Annotated in this window: 18 protein-coding genes and 3 tRNA genes; 10 read left to right on the plus strand and 11 right to left on the minus strand. The window is 30.2% G+C overall.

What is annotated here, in order from left to right:
• Window positions 1-102: 102 nt before the first annotated feature.
• The 4 genes from clpX to WG951_RS08290 all read right to left on the minus strand — a co-directional run bounded on the left by clpX (window position 103) and on the right by WG951_RS08290 (window position 4,024).
• The gene (clpX, locus tag WG951_RS08275; protein WP_105050246.1) at window positions 103-1,341 is read right to left on the minus strand and encodes an ATP-dependent Clp protease ATP-binding subunit ClpX; all 1,239 of its coding nucleotides are present in this window, start codon (window positions 1,339-1,341) and stop codon (window positions 103-105) included.
• A 78-nt stretch (window positions 1,342-1,419) separates the two neighbouring features.
• Complete coding sequence (clpP, locus tag WG951_RS08280; RefSeq protein WP_105050245.1) at window positions 1,420-2,082, minus strand: ATP-dependent Clp endopeptidase proteolytic subunit ClpP; 663 nt, start codon at window positions 2,080-2,082, stop codon at window positions 1,420-1,422.
• Between the two features lie 167 nt (window positions 2,083-2,249).
• The gene (gene tig, locus WG951_RS08285; protein WP_105050244.1) at window positions 2,250-3,572 is read right to left on the minus strand and encodes a trigger factor; all 1,323 of its coding nucleotides are present in this window, start codon (window positions 3,570-3,572) and stop codon (window positions 2,250-2,252) included.
• Window positions 3,573-3,664: 92 nt separating this feature from the next.
• The gene (locus WG951_RS08290; RefSeq protein ID WP_105050243.1) at window positions 3,665-4,024 is read right to left on the minus strand and encodes a phage holin family protein; all 360 of its coding nucleotides are present in this window, start codon (window positions 4,022-4,024) and stop codon (window positions 3,665-3,667) included.
• 157 nt (window positions 4,025-4,181) lie between these two features.
• Between WG951_RS08290 and WG951_RS08295 the strand changes: the two genes are divergently transcribed.
• From WG951_RS08295 to WG951_RS08315, 5 genes are all read left to right on the plus strand, one after another.
• The gene (locus WG951_RS08295; protein WP_105050242.1) at window positions 4,182-4,433 is read left to right on the plus strand and encodes a hypothetical protein; all 252 of its coding nucleotides are present in this window, start codon (window positions 4,182-4,184) and stop codon (window positions 4,431-4,433) included.
• A gap of 522 nt (window positions 4,434-4,955) precedes the next feature.
• Window positions 4,956-5,360 carry a GNAT family N-acetyltransferase gene (locus WG951_RS08300; protein ID WP_170062928.1) on the plus strand — a complete coding sequence of 135 codons (405 nt, stop codon included), beginning with the start codon at window positions 4,956-4,958 and terminating at the stop codon, window positions 5,358-5,360.
• Window positions 5,361-5,406: 46 nt separating this feature from the next.
• Window positions 5,407-6,213 (plus strand): pyrroline-5-carboxylate reductase, encoded by an 807-nt coding sequence (gene proC, locus WG951_RS08305; RefSeq protein ID WP_105050240.1) that lies wholly within the window; start codon window positions 5,407-5,409, stop codon window positions 6,211-6,213.
• Between the two features lies 1 nt (window position 6,214).
• On the plus strand, window positions 6,215-6,985 hold the full coding sequence (gene proB / locus WG951_RS08310) for a glutamate 5-kinase (RefSeq protein ID WP_105050239.1): 771 nt from the start codon (window positions 6,215-6,217) through the stop codon (window positions 6,983-6,985).
• 10 nt (window positions 6,986-6,995) lie between these two features.
• Complete coding sequence (locus tag WG951_RS08315; protein ID WP_105050238.1) at window positions 6,996-8,195, plus strand: glutamate-5-semialdehyde dehydrogenase; 1,200 nt, start codon at window positions 6,996-6,998, stop codon at window positions 8,193-8,195.
• Between the two features lie 205 nt (window positions 8,196-8,400).
• Here the strand turns inward: WG951_RS08315 and WG951_RS08320 are convergent, their stop codons facing one another.
• From WG951_RS08320 to WG951_RS08330, 3 genes are read right to left on the minus strand one after another with little or no spacing between them, the layout of a single operon-like run.
• Complete coding sequence (locus tag WG951_RS08320; protein ID WP_105050237.1) at window positions 8,401-10,206, minus strand: GNAT family N-acyltransferase; 1,806 nt, start codon at window positions 10,204-10,206, stop codon at window positions 8,401-8,403.
• Between the two features lie 52 nt (window positions 10,207-10,258).
• The gene (locus tag WG951_RS08325; RefSeq protein ID WP_105050236.1) at window positions 10,259-11,512 is read right to left on the minus strand and encodes an aspartate kinase; all 1,254 of its coding nucleotides are present in this window, start codon (window positions 11,510-11,512) and stop codon (window positions 10,259-10,261) included.
• Between the two features lies 1 nt (window position 11,513).
• Window positions 11,514-11,993 (minus strand): GNAT family N-acetyltransferase, encoded by a 480-nt coding sequence (locus WG951_RS08330; protein ID WP_105050235.1) that lies wholly within the window; start codon window positions 11,991-11,993, stop codon window positions 11,514-11,516.
• A 191-nt stretch (window positions 11,994-12,184) separates the two neighbouring features.
• Here WG951_RS08330 and fbp point away from each other — a divergent pair, with 191 nt between their 5' ends.
• The 5 genes from fbp to WG951_RS08355 all read left to right on the plus strand — a co-directional run bounded on the left by fbp (window position 12,185) and on the right by WG951_RS08355 (window position 15,034).
• Window positions 12,185-13,195, plus strand: a complete 1,011-nt coding sequence (fbp, locus tag WG951_RS08335; RefSeq protein ID WP_105050234.1) for a class 1 fructose-bisphosphatase — start codon at window positions 12,185-12,187, stop codon at window positions 13,193-13,195.
• Window positions 13,196-13,308: 113 nt separating this feature from the next.
• Entirely contained in the window at window positions 13,309-13,917 is a 609-nt protein-coding gene (locus tag WG951_RS08340) for a superoxide dismutase (RefSeq protein WP_105050233.1), read from the plus strand.
• Window positions 13,918-14,428: 511 nt separating this feature from the next.
• Window positions 14,429-14,500 (plus strand) — tRNA-Gly (locus tag WG951_RS08345).
• A gap of 15 nt (window positions 14,501-14,515) precedes the next feature.
• Window positions 14,516-14,601, plus strand: a tRNA-Leu gene (locus WG951_RS08350).
• Between the two features lie 347 nt (window positions 14,602-14,948).
• Window positions 14,949-15,034: transfer RNA gene (locus WG951_RS08355), tRNA-Leu, on the plus strand.
• Between the two features lie 286 nt (window positions 15,035-15,320).
• Here the strand turns inward: WG951_RS08355 and WG951_RS08360 are convergent.
• From WG951_RS08360 to WG951_RS08375, 4 genes are read right to left on the minus strand one after another with little or no spacing between them, the layout of a single operon-like run.
• Entirely contained in the window at window positions 15,321-16,175 is an 855-nt protein-coding gene (locus tag WG951_RS08360) for a pseudouridine synthase (protein WP_105050232.1), read from the minus strand.
• 36 nt (window positions 16,176-16,211) lie between these two features.
• Window positions 16,212-17,129, minus strand: a complete 918-nt coding sequence (locus tag WG951_RS08365) for a geranylgeranylglycerol-phosphate geranylgeranyltransferase (protein WP_105050231.1) — start codon at window positions 17,127-17,129, stop codon at window positions 16,212-16,214.
• A 4-nt stretch (window positions 17,130-17,133) separates the two neighbouring features.
• Window positions 17,134-18,060 (minus strand): mevalonate kinase family protein, encoded by a 927-nt coding sequence (locus WG951_RS08370; protein WP_105050230.1) that lies wholly within the window; start codon window positions 18,058-18,060, stop codon window positions 17,134-17,136.
• Between the two features lie 54 nt (window positions 18,061-18,114).
• On the minus strand, window positions 18,115-18,510 hold the full coding sequence (locus tag WG951_RS08375) for a toxin-antitoxin system YwqK family antitoxin (RefSeq protein ID WP_146105309.1): 396 nt from the start codon (window positions 18,508-18,510) through the stop codon (window positions 18,115-18,117).
• Window positions 18,511-18,518: the final 8 nt, after the last annotated feature.

The following is an 18,518-nucleotide window of genomic DNA, read 5'->3' on the forward strand; positions in this document are numbered from 1 at the left end:
AAGGGATTACAAAGATAAGAATTATCTTATTTCATATAATTTATAAAACTAAAAAACCTCACTAAATTAATAGTGAGGCTTTATCATTATTTTTCTTAAATTTTAAGAAGCTGCTTTTAACTTTTTTAAAGCTGAATTTGTCAATTTTGCTTCTGCATATTCTTTGGTTACATTAAATTCTTTTTCATTAGAACTTGGTAAATCAAACATAGCGTCTGTAAAAATTGCTTCACATAAAGAACGTAATCCTCTTGCTCCTAATTTATATTCTACTGCTTTTTCTACAATATAATTTAAAGCTTCCTCTTCTATCGTAAAGGCAACATCATCCATTGTAAATAACTTAGAATATTGCTTAATAATAGCGTTTTTAGGCTCTGTTAAAATAGCTCTTAACGTTTTAGCATCTAAAGGATTCATGTAGCTTAAAACAGGTAAACGCCCAATAATTTCTGGAATTAAACCAAATGCTTTTAAATCTGAGGGAATAATGTATTGCAACAAGTTTTCTTCATCTACCTTATCTTCATCTAAAGAGGCTCCAAAACCTACAGCCTGCATGTTTAAACGCTTGCTTATAAATCTTTCGATTCCTGCAAATGCACCACCAGCAATAAATAAAATCTCTTTAGTATCTACTTCTATAAATTTTTGCTCAGGATGCTTTCTTCCACCTTTAGGTGCAACATTTACAACTGTACCTTCTAATAATTTTAATAAAGCTTGCTGTACTCCTTCTCCAGAAACATCTCTAGTTATTGATGGATTATCACCTTTTCTGGCAATTTTATCTATTTCATCAATAAAGATAATCCCTCTTTGTGCTTTTTCTACATCGTAGTCTGCAGCTTGCAATAATTTACTTAAAATACTTTCTACATCTTCACCAACATAACCTGCTTGTGTTAAAACGGTTGCATCTACAATTGCAAAAGGAATGTTTAGCATTCTTGCAATTGTTTTTGCTACTAAAGTTTTCCCTGTACCTGTTTCTCCAACTAAAACAATATTTGATTTTTCAATCTCTACATCATCTTCATCTTCTTTTTTCTGTAATAATCTTTTGTAATGATTATAAACAGCTACAGACATTGCTCTTTTGGTTTCTAACTGACCAATAATATATTGATCTAAGAATTCTTTTATTTCTTTTGGCTTTTTTAGCATTAAATCTTTAGACAAATCGCTCGATTTTGCATCAGAAATTTCTTCTTGTACAATACCATGCGCTTGTTCTATACATTTATCGCAAATATGAGCATCCATTCCTGCAATTAGCAAGTCTGTTTCTGCTTTTTTTCGTCCGCAAAACGAACATTCTAAGTTTTCTTCTTTTGACATTCTAAATGGCTTTAGGCTTTATGCCTTATGCCTTACGCAGCGCTTACTGCATAAAGCCTATTGCTTATTGCTAAATAATTACTTCTTTCTTGCTAAAACTTCATCAATCATTCCGTAAGCTTTTGCTTCATCTGCTTTCATCCAATAATCTCTATCAGAATCGTTGTGTACTTTTTCTACAGATTGACCAGAGTGATTTGCAATAATATCATACAACTCTCCTTTTAACTTTATAATTTCTCTTGCAGTAATTTCGATATCTGAAGCTTGTCCTTGTGCACCTCCTAAAGGTTGGTGAATCATCACTCTAGAGTGTGGCAATGCAGAACGTTTACCTGCTGCTCCTGCACACATTAAAACGGCTCCCATAGAAGCTGCCATACCTGTACAAATTGTTGCTACATCTGGTTTTATAAACTGCATAGTATCATAAATACCTAAACCTGCATAAACGCCTCCTCCTGGAGAATTAATATAAATTGAAATATCTTTGTTAGCATCTACACTTTCTAAAAACAATAACTGAGCCTGAATAATATTTGCTACTTGGTCATTAATCCCTGTTCCTAAAAAGATAATTCTATCCATCATTAAACGAGAAAAAACATCCATTTGCGTAATGTTCATCTGGCGTTCTTCCATAATATATGGCGTTACACTACTTGTAATCTTACCGTAATAGTTGCTGTTAATTCCGTGATGTTTTGTTGCGTATTTTTCGAACTCTTTTCCGTAATCCATTTTCGTGATGCTGTTTTAAGTTTAATACTGTAAATATAAGAACTATTTCTTACTATTTTGTTTGAGTTTGTCGCTAAAAAAACCTGAATCTAACAACTCAGGTTTTTTATCTTTTATTATTTAAAAACCTCTCGACTGAGCTTGAGGTGACATTAAAAAACAATGTCTTATTTATATACTTCTTTAATAAAGTCTTCGTAAGAAAGCTCTTTCGATTTAAAATTCATGTTCTCTTTATAAAAAGTTAATAATTTATTACTAATTAATTGAGATTGTAATTTTTGAGCTTCTTCTTGATTTTGTAAAATTCTACCGGCAATATCATCCAATTCTTTTTCTTCTGGATTCATGTTACCAAATTGAGCCATTTGCGTGCGGATAAATCCTTTTGCATAGTCTACCAATTCTGCATAATCGATTTTGATGTCATTATCTTTCATCACTTTTCCTTCGATTAATTGATAACGTAAACCTTTTTCTGATTTATCATATTCTGCAGTAGCTTCTTCTTCTGTTAAAGGTTTTTCACCTGCTGTTCTTAACCATTTTTTTAAGAATTCAGAAGGTAAATCAAACTTTGTATTTTCTACTAAATGCTCTGTTACGGCGTTTAATAATTGTTGATCTCCTTGTTGTTGAAATTGCTTTTCTGCGTCTTCCTTAATTTTTTCTCTTAATTCAGTTACAGAAGTTACACTTCCGTCTGCAAATAATTTATCAAACAACTCTTGGTCTAACTCTGCTGGTTCTGTTTTTGTAATTTCTTCTATCGTTAAAGTTACAGTTACATCTAAATCATGAATTACATCATGCTCTACACCTAAAATGTGTTGTAATTTATGATCGTCTTCAAATAACTTTTTAGTTTCTAACTCAATTACGTCACCAACCTTAGCGCCAATTACTTTCTTTTCGTTCTTCTTTCCTTTAAGATCGTTTACTAAAAAAGTAGATTTTTTGTTAATTCCGTTTTCTTCATTAACAAAAGTTCCTGTTACATTAGATTGTTCAGTAGCTTCATCTATAGCAGTTACTTTACCGTAACGTATTTGAATGTTCTTAACTTCTTCGTCAAGTAATTCATCTGTTGCTATAATATTATATTGTGTTACTTTGTCTTTAGATTTTAAATCTACATCAAAAACAGGTGCTAAACCTAATTCAAATTCAAAAGAAAAAACATCAGCATCCCAATTAAAATCTTCAGTCATTCTAGGTAAAGGATTACCTAACATTTCTAATTTTTCTTCTGCTATAAATTTATTTAAAGATTCTTGTAAAAGCTTATTTACTTCATCTATCATAATAGATTTACCGTACTGCTTTTTAATCATCCCCATTGGTACATGTCCTTTTCTAAAACCAGGAACATCTGCCTTTTTACGATAATCTTCTAATAAACCTGTTACTTTTGCTTGATAATCATCAGCAACAATATCTACTTTTACAACTGCGTTTAACGCATCAATGTTTTCTTTTGTAATATTCATTTCTTGTCTTTTATCTTAAAAAAATCGAGTGCAAAATTAATCATTTTAATTGATTGCACAAATGTTAAATACTTCTATTTCAGTAATGTTATTTAGTTTTCTATTGATCTACGATCCTCTTTTAGTAATGAAAATAATGCTGATCTAAAAATAGATAGCAAAATACTGAATAATAAAGCAGTAAAGAATCCTGATACCGCAAAACCATCTACTAATTTATCTGCCAATAAAATTATACAGGCATTAATTACAAACAAGAATAAACCTAAAGTAACAATGGTTGCTGGTAACGTAAAAAAGACTAAAAGCGGACGCACAAACATATTTAATAACGAAATTACAATTGCTACAATAATTGCAGATGTATAGCCTGCCACAGAGATGCCTGGTAAAATATTAGCCAAAACAATAACTGCTACAGCGGTTAATAAAATTTTTAAAAATGTTTTCATACTCTTTTAATTTACAACATTAAATGCGAAAACTATACCAAAGGAAAAAGTCTGCATTTTTGTCATGCTTTGTAAATAATTGGTTTGTTTTTAAACTTAAAACAGATACCTTAGCTACACGTATTAAATTAAATTTATCAACTAAACGGTTAAAAAAATGAACACAAACGATCCTTTAAAAAATCAGATATTTGAAATTATTGAAAATCAAATTAGAGAGAACAATCCAAAAGAAGCAAGCATAACTTATAAGAGGTTAATGGATCTAGGTTACAATAAAACAGAGTCGAAACAATTTATGAGCCAATGTATGGCTATAGAATTATTAGATGTTTTAGAGCGTAAAAAACCGTTTAACGAAGTTAGATATATTAACAACTTAAAAGCATTGCCTAAGGAGCCTTTTTAATAAAAACCTAATTCAAAAAGCTTTACTAGCCAGTAAACATAGTCAATTTTTATTAGTTTTACTTAAACTCTAAGTTTATCATACCATCTTATAAAAGATCAAAACACCTATTCTTTCTTCGGATGAATGCAATACTTAAAACCAACAAGATTACCTTCAAATACAAGTGATAATTAAACGTTTTTAACAACTTAATTATCACAATTTCAGCTACATCTAAAAATGTAAAAATAACCACTTCTCCTTATTAAACCCTATATAATTTGACTGTGGCATATGATTTTTGTACCTTTGCGTACTTCTAAGCAAGGATACAAAAACTGAATAATTTTAGAATATTCAATTTTTAGTAAGAAGTTTTTAGAAATCAGTCTAAAAACTTACACCTTCTTTTTTTAGTTAAACAAACAGTTCGTTTAACACCTTTTTACATAGCTTTTTCGGCTTTTCATTATTTATCGTTTTAGATAAATTAAATCAATACATATAATGATTATCAAAACTTTTGACTCCTTTACAAGGATGTCATACTTAAATATCAATAAAATTTTAAAGTTTTTACACGAACATTTAGAAGGTTGTAAAAATGAAAAAAGTGCTATTCGAAAATCACTTTTATATGCTGCAAAAGAAACTTCTAGTCTAGGTGGTTATGCTTTTATTATAGAAGAAAAAGACAAAATAATTGGCGCAATTATTATCAATAAAACAGGCATGAATGAGTATCAAGCAGAAAATCTGATAACTTATCTTGCTGTTCACAGAGATTTTAGAAAACAAAAAATTGCAACAAAATTAATAAAAAAAGCAACCAATTATTGCAACGGTAACTTATCGCTAAACATACATAAGGATAATAATGCCATTGAATTATTTAAGAAAAACGGGTTTGAATCAAAAAAAATTCAAATGACATTGCACAAATAGTTTACAAAATAAAAAGCTAAAAATAGTAATACTTAAAATAAACAAAATGAAAATATTAGTAATTGGAGCAGGTAATATGGGCTTAACATATGCCCAGGGAATGTCTAAATCTAGATTGTTAAAGAAAAAAAACATCATGGTTTTAGATAAATCTACAGAAAAGCTAGAAGAATTAAACAAAATATCTCACTTTGATGCCTTTAAGGAACTAGAAGACTGTGTACCCAAAGCAGACATTATCTTTATTGCAGTAAAACCATATCATGCAGAAAATCTATTTAAAGCACTAAAACCATTTACAAAACCGGGTCAGGTTATTGTATCTATTATGGCGGGTGTTAACATAGAAAACATCAAAAAATATTCTGGACTAAACAAAATAGTAAGAGCAATGCCAAACCTACCAGCACAAATTGGTAAAGGTTTAACCTCTTATGTAACTTCTGCAGAAGTATCTAGAATAGAAAAATTAACTGTAGAAAGCCTATTAGATACCACAGGTAAATCTATGGAAGTAAGTAGTGAAAAATTGATTGATGCATCTACAGGGATTTCTGGTAGTGGGCCTGCTTATGTATTTTACTTTATGCAAAGTATGATGGAAGCCGCCTTAAAAATGGGGTTTTCTAAAAATGATTCTTCTGTATTGGTCAGTCAGACTTTTACAGGTGCTATAGAATTGTTTAACCAATCTAATTTATCGCCAAATTCTTGGATGGAAAAAGTAGCTTCTAAAGGCGGTACAACACGTGCTGCGTTAGATTCTATGGAAGATAATAATGTAAACGAATTAATTAAAGACGCCGCTTTTGCCGCTTTTAATAGAGCTGTAGAAATGGGTAAAGAACATTAAAATGTATAAAGAAAGAATCGTAATAAAAGTAGGTACCAACGTTATGACAAACAAGGATAACAGAATTGTTAGACCTGTTTTAAGACGCTTAGTAAAACAGGTTGCAGAATTATATGAACGTGGAATTATTTGTATCCTAGTTTCTTCTGGATCTGTAATTGCTGGTAAAGAAGTTTTAGGAGCTTCTAATATAGAAAACGAAACACAAAGAAGACAAGTATATTCTGCTATTGGACAACCAAGAATGATGCGTCATTATTACAATATTTTTAATGATTACGGAATGAAATGTGCACAAGTTTTACCAACAAAGAGAGATTTTACTCCGGGTGTACACAGACAAAACATGATTAATTGTTGTGAAGGTTTATTGGCCGAAGGAGTCATTCCCATCGCCAATGAAGATGACGCAGTCTCTGTTACCATGTCTATGTTTTCTGACAATGATGAGTTAGCGAGTTTAATTGCTCAGTTAATAAATGCTGATAAATTAATTATTCTAACAGATATTGACGGACTCTACACAGGACATCCAGAAGCAGAAAGTAGTAATTTAATTACCAATGTAAATCCGGATGAAGATTTAGATAGATATATAAAAGACAGTAATAAGAAACCCGGTGAAGGCAGAGGCGGAATGGGCTCTAAATTAGATTATGCACAAGAAGCAGCCTCTAACAACATACCTACTTATATAGCAAATGGAAAAAGGGATAACACGATTATTGATATTATTGACGGAAAGTCTGTCGGTACAAAAGTGGCACTTTAAAACCTATAAGATGAAATTATTACATACAACCATTAAAAATAACGTATTAAAAAGCATGACCAGAATTCTTGATGAAAATCGAGAAGCTTTGTTAAAAGCCAATAAAAGAGATTTAGACGCTTTTAACAAAGAAGATCAAGCAATGTTTGAACGTTTGATTTTAAATGATCAAAAAATTGATGGAATGATAAAAGCCATCAATGAAGTAAAAGCGCAAGAAGACCCAGTAAATCAAATTATTAGTCATAAAACCTTAGAAAACGGATTAAAAGTTACTAATAAAACGGCTCCGTTTGGCACCATTATGATTATTTACGAATCTAGACCCGATGTTACCGTAGAAGCTGCCGTTTTAGCTTTTAAATCTAATAATAGAATTTTACTAAAAGGTGGTAAAGAAGCCATACATAGTAACAAGTTCTTAGTAGCTCTTTGGCACAAGGCATTAATCGAAAATAAGCTAAGTGAAGATTATATAAAGTTCTTACAAATGGACAGAACAGAAACACAAGCGTTTTTAAAAAACCCAACAGAACAATTAGATTTAATTGTACCTAGAGGTGGCGAACGCTTAATTAGTTTTGTAAAAGAACATGCAACTTGTGCAGTTTTAATTAGCGGTAGAGGAAATAACTTTATATATATTGATAAAAGTGCAGAATGGAACAAAACTTTAGCCGTTATTATTAATGCAAAAACAGCTAAAATCTCTGCATGCAATGCTTTAGATAAAATCCTCATCAACAAAAACATAGAAGATTACACTAAAAAATTAAAAGAGTTGGAAGCTGTTTTAAAAGAAAAAAATGTAACTATTTTGGTTGATAAAAGCGTAAAAGAAATATTAAAAGACGAAGCTATTATTTCTGAAGAGAGTGTTTGGAAAGAAGAATTTTTAGCTTTAAAATGCTGTATTGGTGCTGTAGAAAATTTAGACGAAGCTACCGAAAAGATTAATAAATATTCCGGAGGACATTCTGCAGCCATAATGACCACAAATGATGAAAGTGCAGAAAGTTTTATGGAACAAGTAGATTGTGCTGCTGTGTATAAAAATTCATCTACAAGGTTTACAGATGGAGGTCAGTTAGGTGTTGGCGCAGAATTAGCTATTAGTACAGACAAGTTGCATCACAGAGGTCCGTTAGGGTTAAAAAAATTAGTGACCAATAAATATTATATTATTGGAGATGGTAACGTACGTGTATAAGATATTTTATGAACTATGTTCGCTTTTGATTTCCCTATTTAATAAAAGGGAAATCAGAAGTTTATAAAAATAATTAGAAAACTTATTTATATAAACAAGCTCGCGTTAGGGATTGCAGTGAAAAGCCCACAGGGAGGAACGACCGAGGACTTGTAACGTAAATCCCGCCACCTTTTGGGGAACGCCCAAATAAAAATTAGTTTTATTACTTATTTTGCATTTCTGTAGCCTTACGCTCTAACTCTGCCTGAAATTCTTCCATCACAGGTTTTACAGTGCTATCTGGTATGTCGGCCACTTTAATATACATTAGTCCATCTACTGCGTTATTAAATTTAGGGTCTACATTAAAGGCCACCAAGCGTGCATTTTGTTTTACGTATTTTTTAATTAACACCGGAATTCTTAATGCTCCTGGTTCTATTTCGTCGATAATTTTATCGAACTTTTGCATGTCTGCTTTTGTAGAATCGAACACAAAATCTTTATCGGCATCTTTTAATTTTACCTTAAATTCTTTCTTCGGATAAATATATTGGGCAATATATGGGTCGTAATAATGAGATTTCATAAACTCTATCATTAACGATTTAGAAAAATCTGAAAACTGGTTACTAATAGATACACCACCCATTAAAAATTTATATTCTGGATAACGCAATGTAACATGTACAATTCCTTTCCATAATAAAAATAATGGCATTGGTTTCTGTTGATATTCGCCTATAATAAAAGCACGCCCCATTTCTATGGTGTTTTCCATCATCTGAAAAAGCTCTGGTTCTATTCTAAATAAGGTTTGAATATAGAAACCATTAATACCAAATTTCTTATAAATATCTTTACCAAGCCCCATTCTATAAGCACCAGCTAAACATTTTGCTTCTCTGTCCCATAATAATAAATGGTGATAATATTTATCGAATTTATCTAAATCTATTGCCTTGTTTGTTCCTTCGCCTACATCTCTAAAAGTAATTTCTCTTAACCTACCAATTTCATGTAATAAATTAGGAATTTCTTTTGCACTTGCAAAAAACACTTCGTAGTTTTTACTTTCTAACAGCCTACCCTCTCCTTCTCTTAAAGCAGCTACTTCTTTTACAAATAGATCTGTACTTTTTTGAGGTGTAATTTTTTTAGCTGATTTTTTTATTTTGATGTTTTGCGTAGAAATTAATTTACTAGCTTTCTCAAAAGGATTTGCCAACATGTAGGTTTTCTTTCTTAAAAACTCAGAGTAAGAAGAAATATCTTTATACTCTTCTTGGTCTTTTACAGAAATTGGTTTTCCTATTCTTACCTTAATAACTCTACCTCCTTGTGAGATAACTTCTGATGGTAATTTTGCGGTTCTTAACGTGTCTGATATTTTTGACAAAAAGTAAAAAAGACGGCTGTTTTTTGCGTGAAAATAAATAGGAATTACAGGTACATTTGCATTTTTAATAAACTTTACAGCGCCCTCTTCCCAAGGTTTGTCTACATTTAACTTTCCGTCTTTATAGGTAGAAACTTCTCCTGCAGGAAAAATACCTAAAGGATTTCCTTCTCTTAAATGTAACAATGCACTTTTAATCCCCGAAACACTAGACTTTACATCTTTTCTATTTTCAAAAGGGTTTACAGGCATTACATAAGGCTTTAAAGGCGCTACTCTATGCAATAAAAAGTTGGCTATTATTTTATAGTCATCTCTTTTTTCTATCAGTAATTTTAACAGTAAAACACCGTCTATACCACCCAAAGGGTGATTAGAGACGGTAATAAAAGGTCCTTCTTTAGGAATTCTTTTTAAATCTTCTTCAGGAATTTCAAAATTGATATTGCAATCATCTAAAATACCGTTTAAAAAATCTAAATCAGTCTTATTTTTGTTTTTTTCGTATATTCTATTGATCGCAGAGATGCGGAGTATTCTTAACAGAACCCACCCAATAAAAGTTCCCAAAAACCCAAGTTTATGTAAACCAATTACTTGTGCAATTTCTTTAGATGTTACTAATGCCATAAATTATAATTAGACGGAACTGCAAACATACTAAAAAAGAATTATTACATTATTAATTTGCAGCTAAAACAATTTGAATTGTTTCCTTATTCACTTGCGTCAATAAAGATACTCCTTTTTCTTCAATACTTGTAATTGCTTTATCATCAAAATGACGAACCGTAAATAAATCTACTCCTTTTTGAACATCAATTTTAAACTGAGTTTTTAACTCTTCATAAAAAGCATCGAACTTATTAAACTTATTATCGATACAAACAGAAAAACTAAGAGCCGAATTCTGAATTAAGTTTACTTTTAATTGATATTCGTGTAATTTCTTAAAAATATAACTAATATTATCTTCTACCATAAAAGAGAAATCTACCGCAGAAATAGATACTAAAATTTGATCTTTCTTTACAATAAAACAGGGTATATATGGTACTAACCTAGTTCCTTTAGAAACTCTTGTTCCTTTTTCTTTTGGGTTGATAAAAGATCGAACCAACAACGGAATGTCTTTTCTTTCTAAGGGTTGTAAAGTTTTAGGATGAATTACAGAGGCTCCGTAAAATGCCATTTCTATTGCTTCTTCATAAGATATCTGTTCTAATAAAGTAGTATCTGTAAATACTCTTGGATCTGCATTTAAAACTCCTGGAACGTCTTTCCATATAGTTACATTTTCTGCATCTAAACAGTAGGCAAAAATACCTGCAGTATAATCAGACCCTTCCCTACCCAAAGTGGTGGTGTTTTCTGTATCATTGGCAGCAATAAAACCTTGTGTTATATTTAATTTTTGCTTGTCTATTTTATTAGTAATAATATTTTGAGTTAAATCCCAATCTACTTTAGCATCTCTATAATTACTATCTGTTTTTATGTAATTTCTAACATCAAACCAGTTATTTTCTACACCAATTTTTGTTAAATAAGCACTTACTATTTTGGTTGATAAAAGCTCTCCAAAACAAATAATTTGATCATATACATAATTATATCTTTGCGAAGTGTTTCTTGCTAAAAACCAACTTAACTCCCCTAAAAGGATATCTATTTCTTTATAAATTTCATCATCTTTATCAAATAAATCATTCATTAAGTTTTTATGAAAATCTTCTACAATACCTAATTTTTCTGACAATAAATCTGTCTTATTATAGTAGGCATCTATTACTTCTTCAAAAGCATTGGTTATTTTACCCATTGCAGAAATTACAACTAATGTACTTTCTGTTCCTTCACTTTGTAAAATTTCAGTTACGTTTTTTACACTAGCTGCATCTTTTACTGACGCTCCACCAAATTTAAAAATTTTCATTTTAATTATTTTGAATAAATTTTGATAAGTTTTCTTTGTTCATTTGTACCACAGACCAATCATTTAAGTAAGTGGCTCCTGTACTTTTATAAAATTCTACTGCATTGGTATTCCAATCGATAACTTCCCAAGCAACTCTATTAAAATTATTGTCGTACGCATATTTTAAAACAGCAGTATATAATGCTTTTCCTGCCCCTATTTTCTGCTTACTTTTTGTAACTATTAAATCTTCTAAATGAATAGATCTACCTTTCCATGTAGAATAACGTTCATAAAACAAAGCAATACCAATAATTTTATTTTCTTGTTCTGCAACAAAAATTTTAAACTTAGGATTCTCAGAAAAACCATCTTTTTTTAAATCTTCTACAGTTATTTCTACGGCATCCGGTTCTTTTTCAAAAACGGCTAATTCTGTAATTAAATCGAACACAGATTCCATGTCATTTTCTACTCCTTTTCTTATAATAAAATCCATTTTTTACAAATTTTAATCAAAGATAGTTCTTTTCATATCCATTAAAAATATTTGAATATTTTATACAATATTTTTTGATTTGTTTAAAAATTTCAAAATAAATAGCAATTATTACCCAAAAACAGATACAAAAAGTCAGATAATAATTAAAAAAAATAGATATTTGTTAAAAAAATAACATTTTAAGCAACATGGCAGTAAAAAAACAAACTTTAGGTGAATTTATTATTGAAAATCAACATGCTTTTAAATATAGCTCTGGAGAGCTTTCAAGTCTTTTAAATTCAATTAGATTAGCAGCAAAAGTGGTAAACCACGAAGTAAACAAAGCTGGTTTAGTAGATATTATTGGTGCAGCTGGAGATACAAATATTCAAGGTGAAGATCAACAGAAATTAGATGTGTATGCCAATGATAAATTTATTCAAACGCTAACCAGAAGAAACATTGTTTGTGGTATTGCTAGTGAAGAAGAAGACAGTTTTATTTCTATTAATAGTAACGATGAAAACCATCAAAACAAATATGTTGTTTTAATAGATCCTTTAGACGGTTCATCTAACATTGATGTAAATGTTTCTGTAGGAACCATTTTTTCTATCTATAGACGTATTACTCCAACAGGAACTCCGGTTCAGTTAGAAGATTTTTTACAAAAAGGTAGTGAACAAGTTGCTGCAGGTTATGTTGTTTACGGAACCTCTACAATGATTGTTTATACCACCGGAGACGGTGTTAATGGCTTTACATTAAACCCTGCAATTGGTTCATTTTATTTATCACACCCAAACATGGAGTTTCCAGAAGACGGTACGATGTATTCTGTAAATGAAGGAAACTATTTAGATTTTCCTTTAGGAGTAAAAAAATACATAAAATATTGTCAGGAAGAAGAAGGAGACAGACCATATACAAGTAGATATATTGGCTCATTAGTTTCTGATTTTCATAGAAATATGATTAAAGGAGGAATTTACATGTACCCAAAAGGTTCTAGAAACCCAAATGGTAAATTACGTTTATTGTATGAATGTAACCCAATGGCGTTTATAGCAGAACAAGCAAACGGTAAATCTTCTGACGGTTATACAAGAACTATGGATGTAGAACCTACTGAGTTACATCAAAGAGTCCCTTTTATTTGTGGAAGTAAAAACATGGTAAACCAACTAGAAGAATTTATGCAGATTCACGGAGAATAAATCTTCTTTATACTGTAATAAATTATCACACCGTAATCTTCTTGTAAAACTATATTTTTATAGTTAATTTTACGGTTCAATATAATATACTAACTTTTAAAAAATATAAAAAAATGGCTTTTCAATTACCAGAATTAGGATATGCTTACGATGCTTTAGAACCTAATATAGATGCAAGAACTATGGAAATTCACCATACAAAACATCATCAAGGATATACAAACAACTTAAACAATGCAATTGCAGGTACAGATTTAGAAGGAAAATCTATTGAAGATATTCTTGCTAATTTAGATATGAGCAATGGAGCTGTTAGAAATAATGGTGGTGGTTTTTACAATCATTCATTATTCTGGACAGTTTTAAACCCAAATGATAGAGGATATTTATCTGGTGAATTAAAAGATGCTATTGAAGCGGCTTTTGGTACTAAAGATGATTTTATTGCCGCTTTTTCTAAAGCAGCAGCTACTCAATTTGGTTCTGGTTGGGCTTGGTTATGTGTTTTACCTGGAGGTAAAGTAGAAGTTTGTTCTACTCCAAACCAAGACAATCCATTAATGCCAGGTGTAACTTGTGAAGGAACTCCTATTTTAGGATTAGATGTATGGGAACATGCATACTACTTAAACTACCAAAACAGAAGACCAGATTATATTAATGCATTTTTTAATGTAATTAACTGGAACGAAGTTGAAAAACGTTACGCAGCAGCAAAATAAGCAACACAGTTGCTTTAAGCAATCATTAAATCTTAACGGATAAAGTGATTTTACTTAAATTTCATATAGTAAAAAGCATCCTTAATTTAGGATGCTTTTTTTATTAAGAATATATGGTTACCAGATGATCTCTAAAAAACATCTTACTTATTCTTCTTGATAAAACACCTTTAACAATTACTTTTAAAACACTATATTTAACTCTAATTAAAAAATATAGACCATAATCATACGTTATCAATTCATTAAAAAAAAACCGTTAAAAAACTTTTTTTTCATAATAAAATTTAATCTTTAAGCAAGGTTATTTTGACAAACTAAAGAACTGATTATACAATTTTGACTACTCTTTAAATTAAAAAAAACTATTCGTTTAGTAAGCAATTCAAACTTATTAAAAAAAACAAAAAAAAATTAAATAAAAATTTGCCAAAACAATAAAAGATATTATATTTGCACCGCTCTTAGAAATAAGAGTAACAAAAAGAAAAGTTCTTTTAAAATAATGACTGCGAAAGTAGCTCAGGGGTAGAGCATCACCTTGCCAAGGTGGGGGTCGCGGGTTCAAATCCCGTCTTTCGCTCTGTTCAATTTCCATGCTGAAGTGGTGGAATTGGTAGACACGCTGGACTTAAAATCCAGTGGTCAGTAATGGCCGTGCGGGTTCAAGTCCCGCCTTCAGTACAATAACCGTTGTTAATCTTACGATTTTCAACGGTTTTTTGCTTTTACAAACTTAAAACTTCCTTCTTTTTTTTAAAAATTCAATAATTTTAAGTTTTTATATTTTTTTTAAAAAAGTTAAACACATAGAAATAAACCAGTTACCACCTAAACAAAAATTACTTCTTAAAAAATAAAATAAAAAGTGTTTTTTTATCTTAAAAATCGTGATTTTATAATAAAAAGACACTATATTTGCACCTCTCTTAAAAACAAGAGTAATAATAAAAGTTCTTAAAAAAATAAAGTAAAAAGTATATCATATTAAAAATGTATATTTTTTTTGCTTTACTACATAAAATACCAATGCTGAAGTGGTGGAATTGGTAGACACGCTGGACTTAAAATCCAGTGGTCAGTAATGGCCGTGCGGGTTCAAGTCCCGCCTTCAGTACAATAACCGTTGTTAATCTTACGATTTTCAACGGTTTTTTGCTTTTAGGAGCTTTCGGGCTAACCCTATTTAAAACTCACTATTTTCCATTGACGAGAACTAAGTGAGTTTAATTATTAAGTTGTTAATTCTATTAGATTAAGAAAATCAAAAACATTAAATACCCCTAACAAGTTTTATATAAACTGAAAAAACTATCACTTTAAAGTAAGTTCATATAGATGATAAAACCATCTTAAAATAAGACAAAAAAAAAATCCAACTAAAAGCTGGATTTTAAATGATTCTATTTCATTATCTGAAGATTAGAAACCTCTAAATTGGTTAACTCTCTCCATCTACCTCTTGGTAAGTTTCTTTTTGTTAATTCGGCAAAAATAACTCTATCTAGTTTGTTTACTTTATAACCTACATGTTCAAAAATCTTACGAACAATTCTGTTTCTACCAGAATGTATTTCGATACCTATTTCTGATTTTGGCTGACCATCTACATAAGAAACAGCATCAATAAACACTTTTCTACCCTCAATAATAACTTCTCCTCGTAATTTCTCTAAATCTCTTAACTCTAGTTTTCTATCTAAAGATGCGTGATATAATTTACGAACATTGTGTTTTGGATGCGTTAGTTTCTTAGCTAAATCACCATCATTTGTAAACAACAACAAACCTGTTGTATTTCTATCTAATCTACCTACAGGATAAATTCTTTCTTTAGATGCATTTGAAATCAATTCCATTACGGTTTTTCTTCCTCTATCATCATCCATAGTGGTGATGTAATTTTTAGGCTTATTTAAAAGAATATACCTCTTTTGTTCTGGCGTAATAGAAGTTCCATCAAAACGAACAATATCATCTGGCTGAACTTTATACCCCATTTCTGTTACAAGCTTTCCGTTTACCTCAACACTACCATGCTCTATATAAGTATCTGCCTCTCTACGAGAACATACTCCTGAATTTGCAATGTATTTGTTTAAACGGATTCCTGATGTTTCATCAGATTTTGGAGTTTCTTTAATTTTGGTAAAAGTTTTTTTAGGACTCTTTCTAGCTAAAGGTTTACTTTTTCTACTTAGTGGAGTGCTTTTTTTACCTTCTTGTCGTCCTCTCGACGAGTTTTTATTTGAATTCATTACTTAAAATTTTTGCAAAAATACGCATAAAAAATCTTAATTCAATCTGTCTATTACTTTTTCTACAATTAGAGAGGTATCAATAAAAATTAAAGAAAAAACACCTATTAAAAGCAACACTTTCAAAACATTATGCATCATTCTATATTGTTTTGTTTCTGTAGATTTCCAAAGATAAAACCCTAAAAAAACCAACACAATTAAAGCAAAATAAAAATAATATCTCATATAACTTAACGCAGGATAACTAAACAAAACAACTACAGGAAACAAAGTTAATAGCAATAAAAATATTGATAACTGTTTTGTTTTTACCTCTCCGTAAACTACCGGAAAAGTATCATAATCATTCACTATTGCCCCTTTCATGTTCTGTAAATCTTTTAGTAATTCCCTTACCATAATTACCAAAAACAAAAAAATTGCATGCACAAAAATTATTTTTGAGAAGTTTTGAAAGTACACAAATACAGCAAAAAAAGGAAGAATTGTAAGTATAGTGGCAGAAACCAACCCCGTAAAAGGATACTTTTTTAACTTATGCGAATAAAACCAAATAGCAAAAATATAGATGGCAAAGAATAAAGCTGCCCTACCAGAAATAAGAAGACCAAAAATAAATCCTAAAAAATTTAAAGTAAAATATAGTTTTAGTTTGGTAGACTGCTTTACATAATTATCAATGCCTGTTTTTAAAGGTCTATTAATTCTATCTACTTTTGCATCATAAAAATTATTGATAATATATCCTGCTGCAACCACACAGATACTTGCCAGAACGATGTATAATAAATCTACATCAAAAACAACACTTCTAAGTGTGTTTTTAGGTGAAAAAATAAAAATAGCCGCTAAGTATTGTGCTAAAACTAAAACAAGAATATTATAGCCTCTTATAACTGAAACTAAACTAAAAAGTTTAAAAAGGAATCTTTTTGCTTTAAAACTGGGCATAAAACTAGAATCTATAAACCAACTCTAACTTGTAATTTTTAAGACTTATTTGAGCTTTCTCATAATCTTCTGTAAAACCTAAAATATAACCACCACCTCCAGAACCACAAAGTTTCAGGTAATAATCGTTACTGATAATTCCATTTTCCCAAACTTTATGAAAAGCATCAGGAATCATCGGTTTAAAGTTCTTTAAAACAATTTTAGACAATGATTTTACATTACCAAATAACGATTTTACATTTCCGCCTAAAAAATCTTCAATACAAGCGTCTGTTGTTGTTGCAAACTCCTCGCTAATCATTTTTCTAAACCCTTCATTTTTCATCTTATTCATAAAGATGTTTACCATTGGCTCGGTTTCTCCTATTTGTTCTGAATCTAACAAGAAAACGGCTCCTTTACCTTGTTTTTGAGAAGGAATACCTGCAGGCTCTATATTGGTTTTAGAATTTATTAAAATAGGCAAACTTAAGTAACTATTTAAAGGATCTAAACCAGAACTCTTACCATGAAAAAAAGATTCCATTAAAGAAAAAACTTCTTTTAACTTTAACAACTTATCTCTTGTTAAGTTTTCTAATACCGTTATTTTATCAGCTGCATACTTATCATAAATAGATGCCACTAAAGCTCCAGAACTACCAACACCATAACCTTGTGGTATTGATGAATCGAAATACATACCGTTATCTATATCCTTTTTTAATTCTTTTAAATTAAAAGAAACTAAATCTGTTTTTAAAGAAGATAAGTGTTTATAAAAGCGTTCTAAATTTTGATTGGAAACTTTAGGCTCTCCAGATAAATTAGAATCAGTTTTTAAAACTCCTCGGTAGGCGTTAAACGGAATTGCTAAACCTTTAGAATCTTTGATGATTCCGTATTCTCCGAAGAGAAGGATTTTAGCATAAAATAATGGTCCTTTCATTTTTCTTTTTTATAGTACTGCAAAAATACAACATATTATGTTAAGGTGGTATTATTAAAAATTCTTGTAAAAAGTTTTCCAAACTCCTACCTTTTCTCCTTTTACATATTTCCCTTTTTCTTTATTTTTTCCGTTTTTATAATAGGTTTTCCAAACACCTTCTTTTAATCCGTTTTCATATCTGCCAGAAGTTTTTAACTCACCAGACTCATAAAATTCAGAAAAAGCCCCATCAAACACTCCTTTAGAATAGCCAATATTTCTAAAAATACTACTACTTTTGTAAAAAAAAGTTACTTCTTTATTATTTGAAGAAATTACTTTATAGTAAACAGACTTTGCCTGATTAGTTTCTTTTAAATTAGCGTCTAACCAAGTGGTTTTCTGTGCCGCTACGGATATCGTAAAAAGAAAAACGAGCATTGGCATAAACTTTACAAAAGTTTTCATTTAAGAGT

It is taken from the genome of Polaribacter butkevichii, assembly GCF_038024105.1.
GTDB lineage: Bacteria > Bacteroidota > Bacteroidia > Flavobacteriales > Flavobacteriaceae > Polaribacter > Polaribacter butkevichii.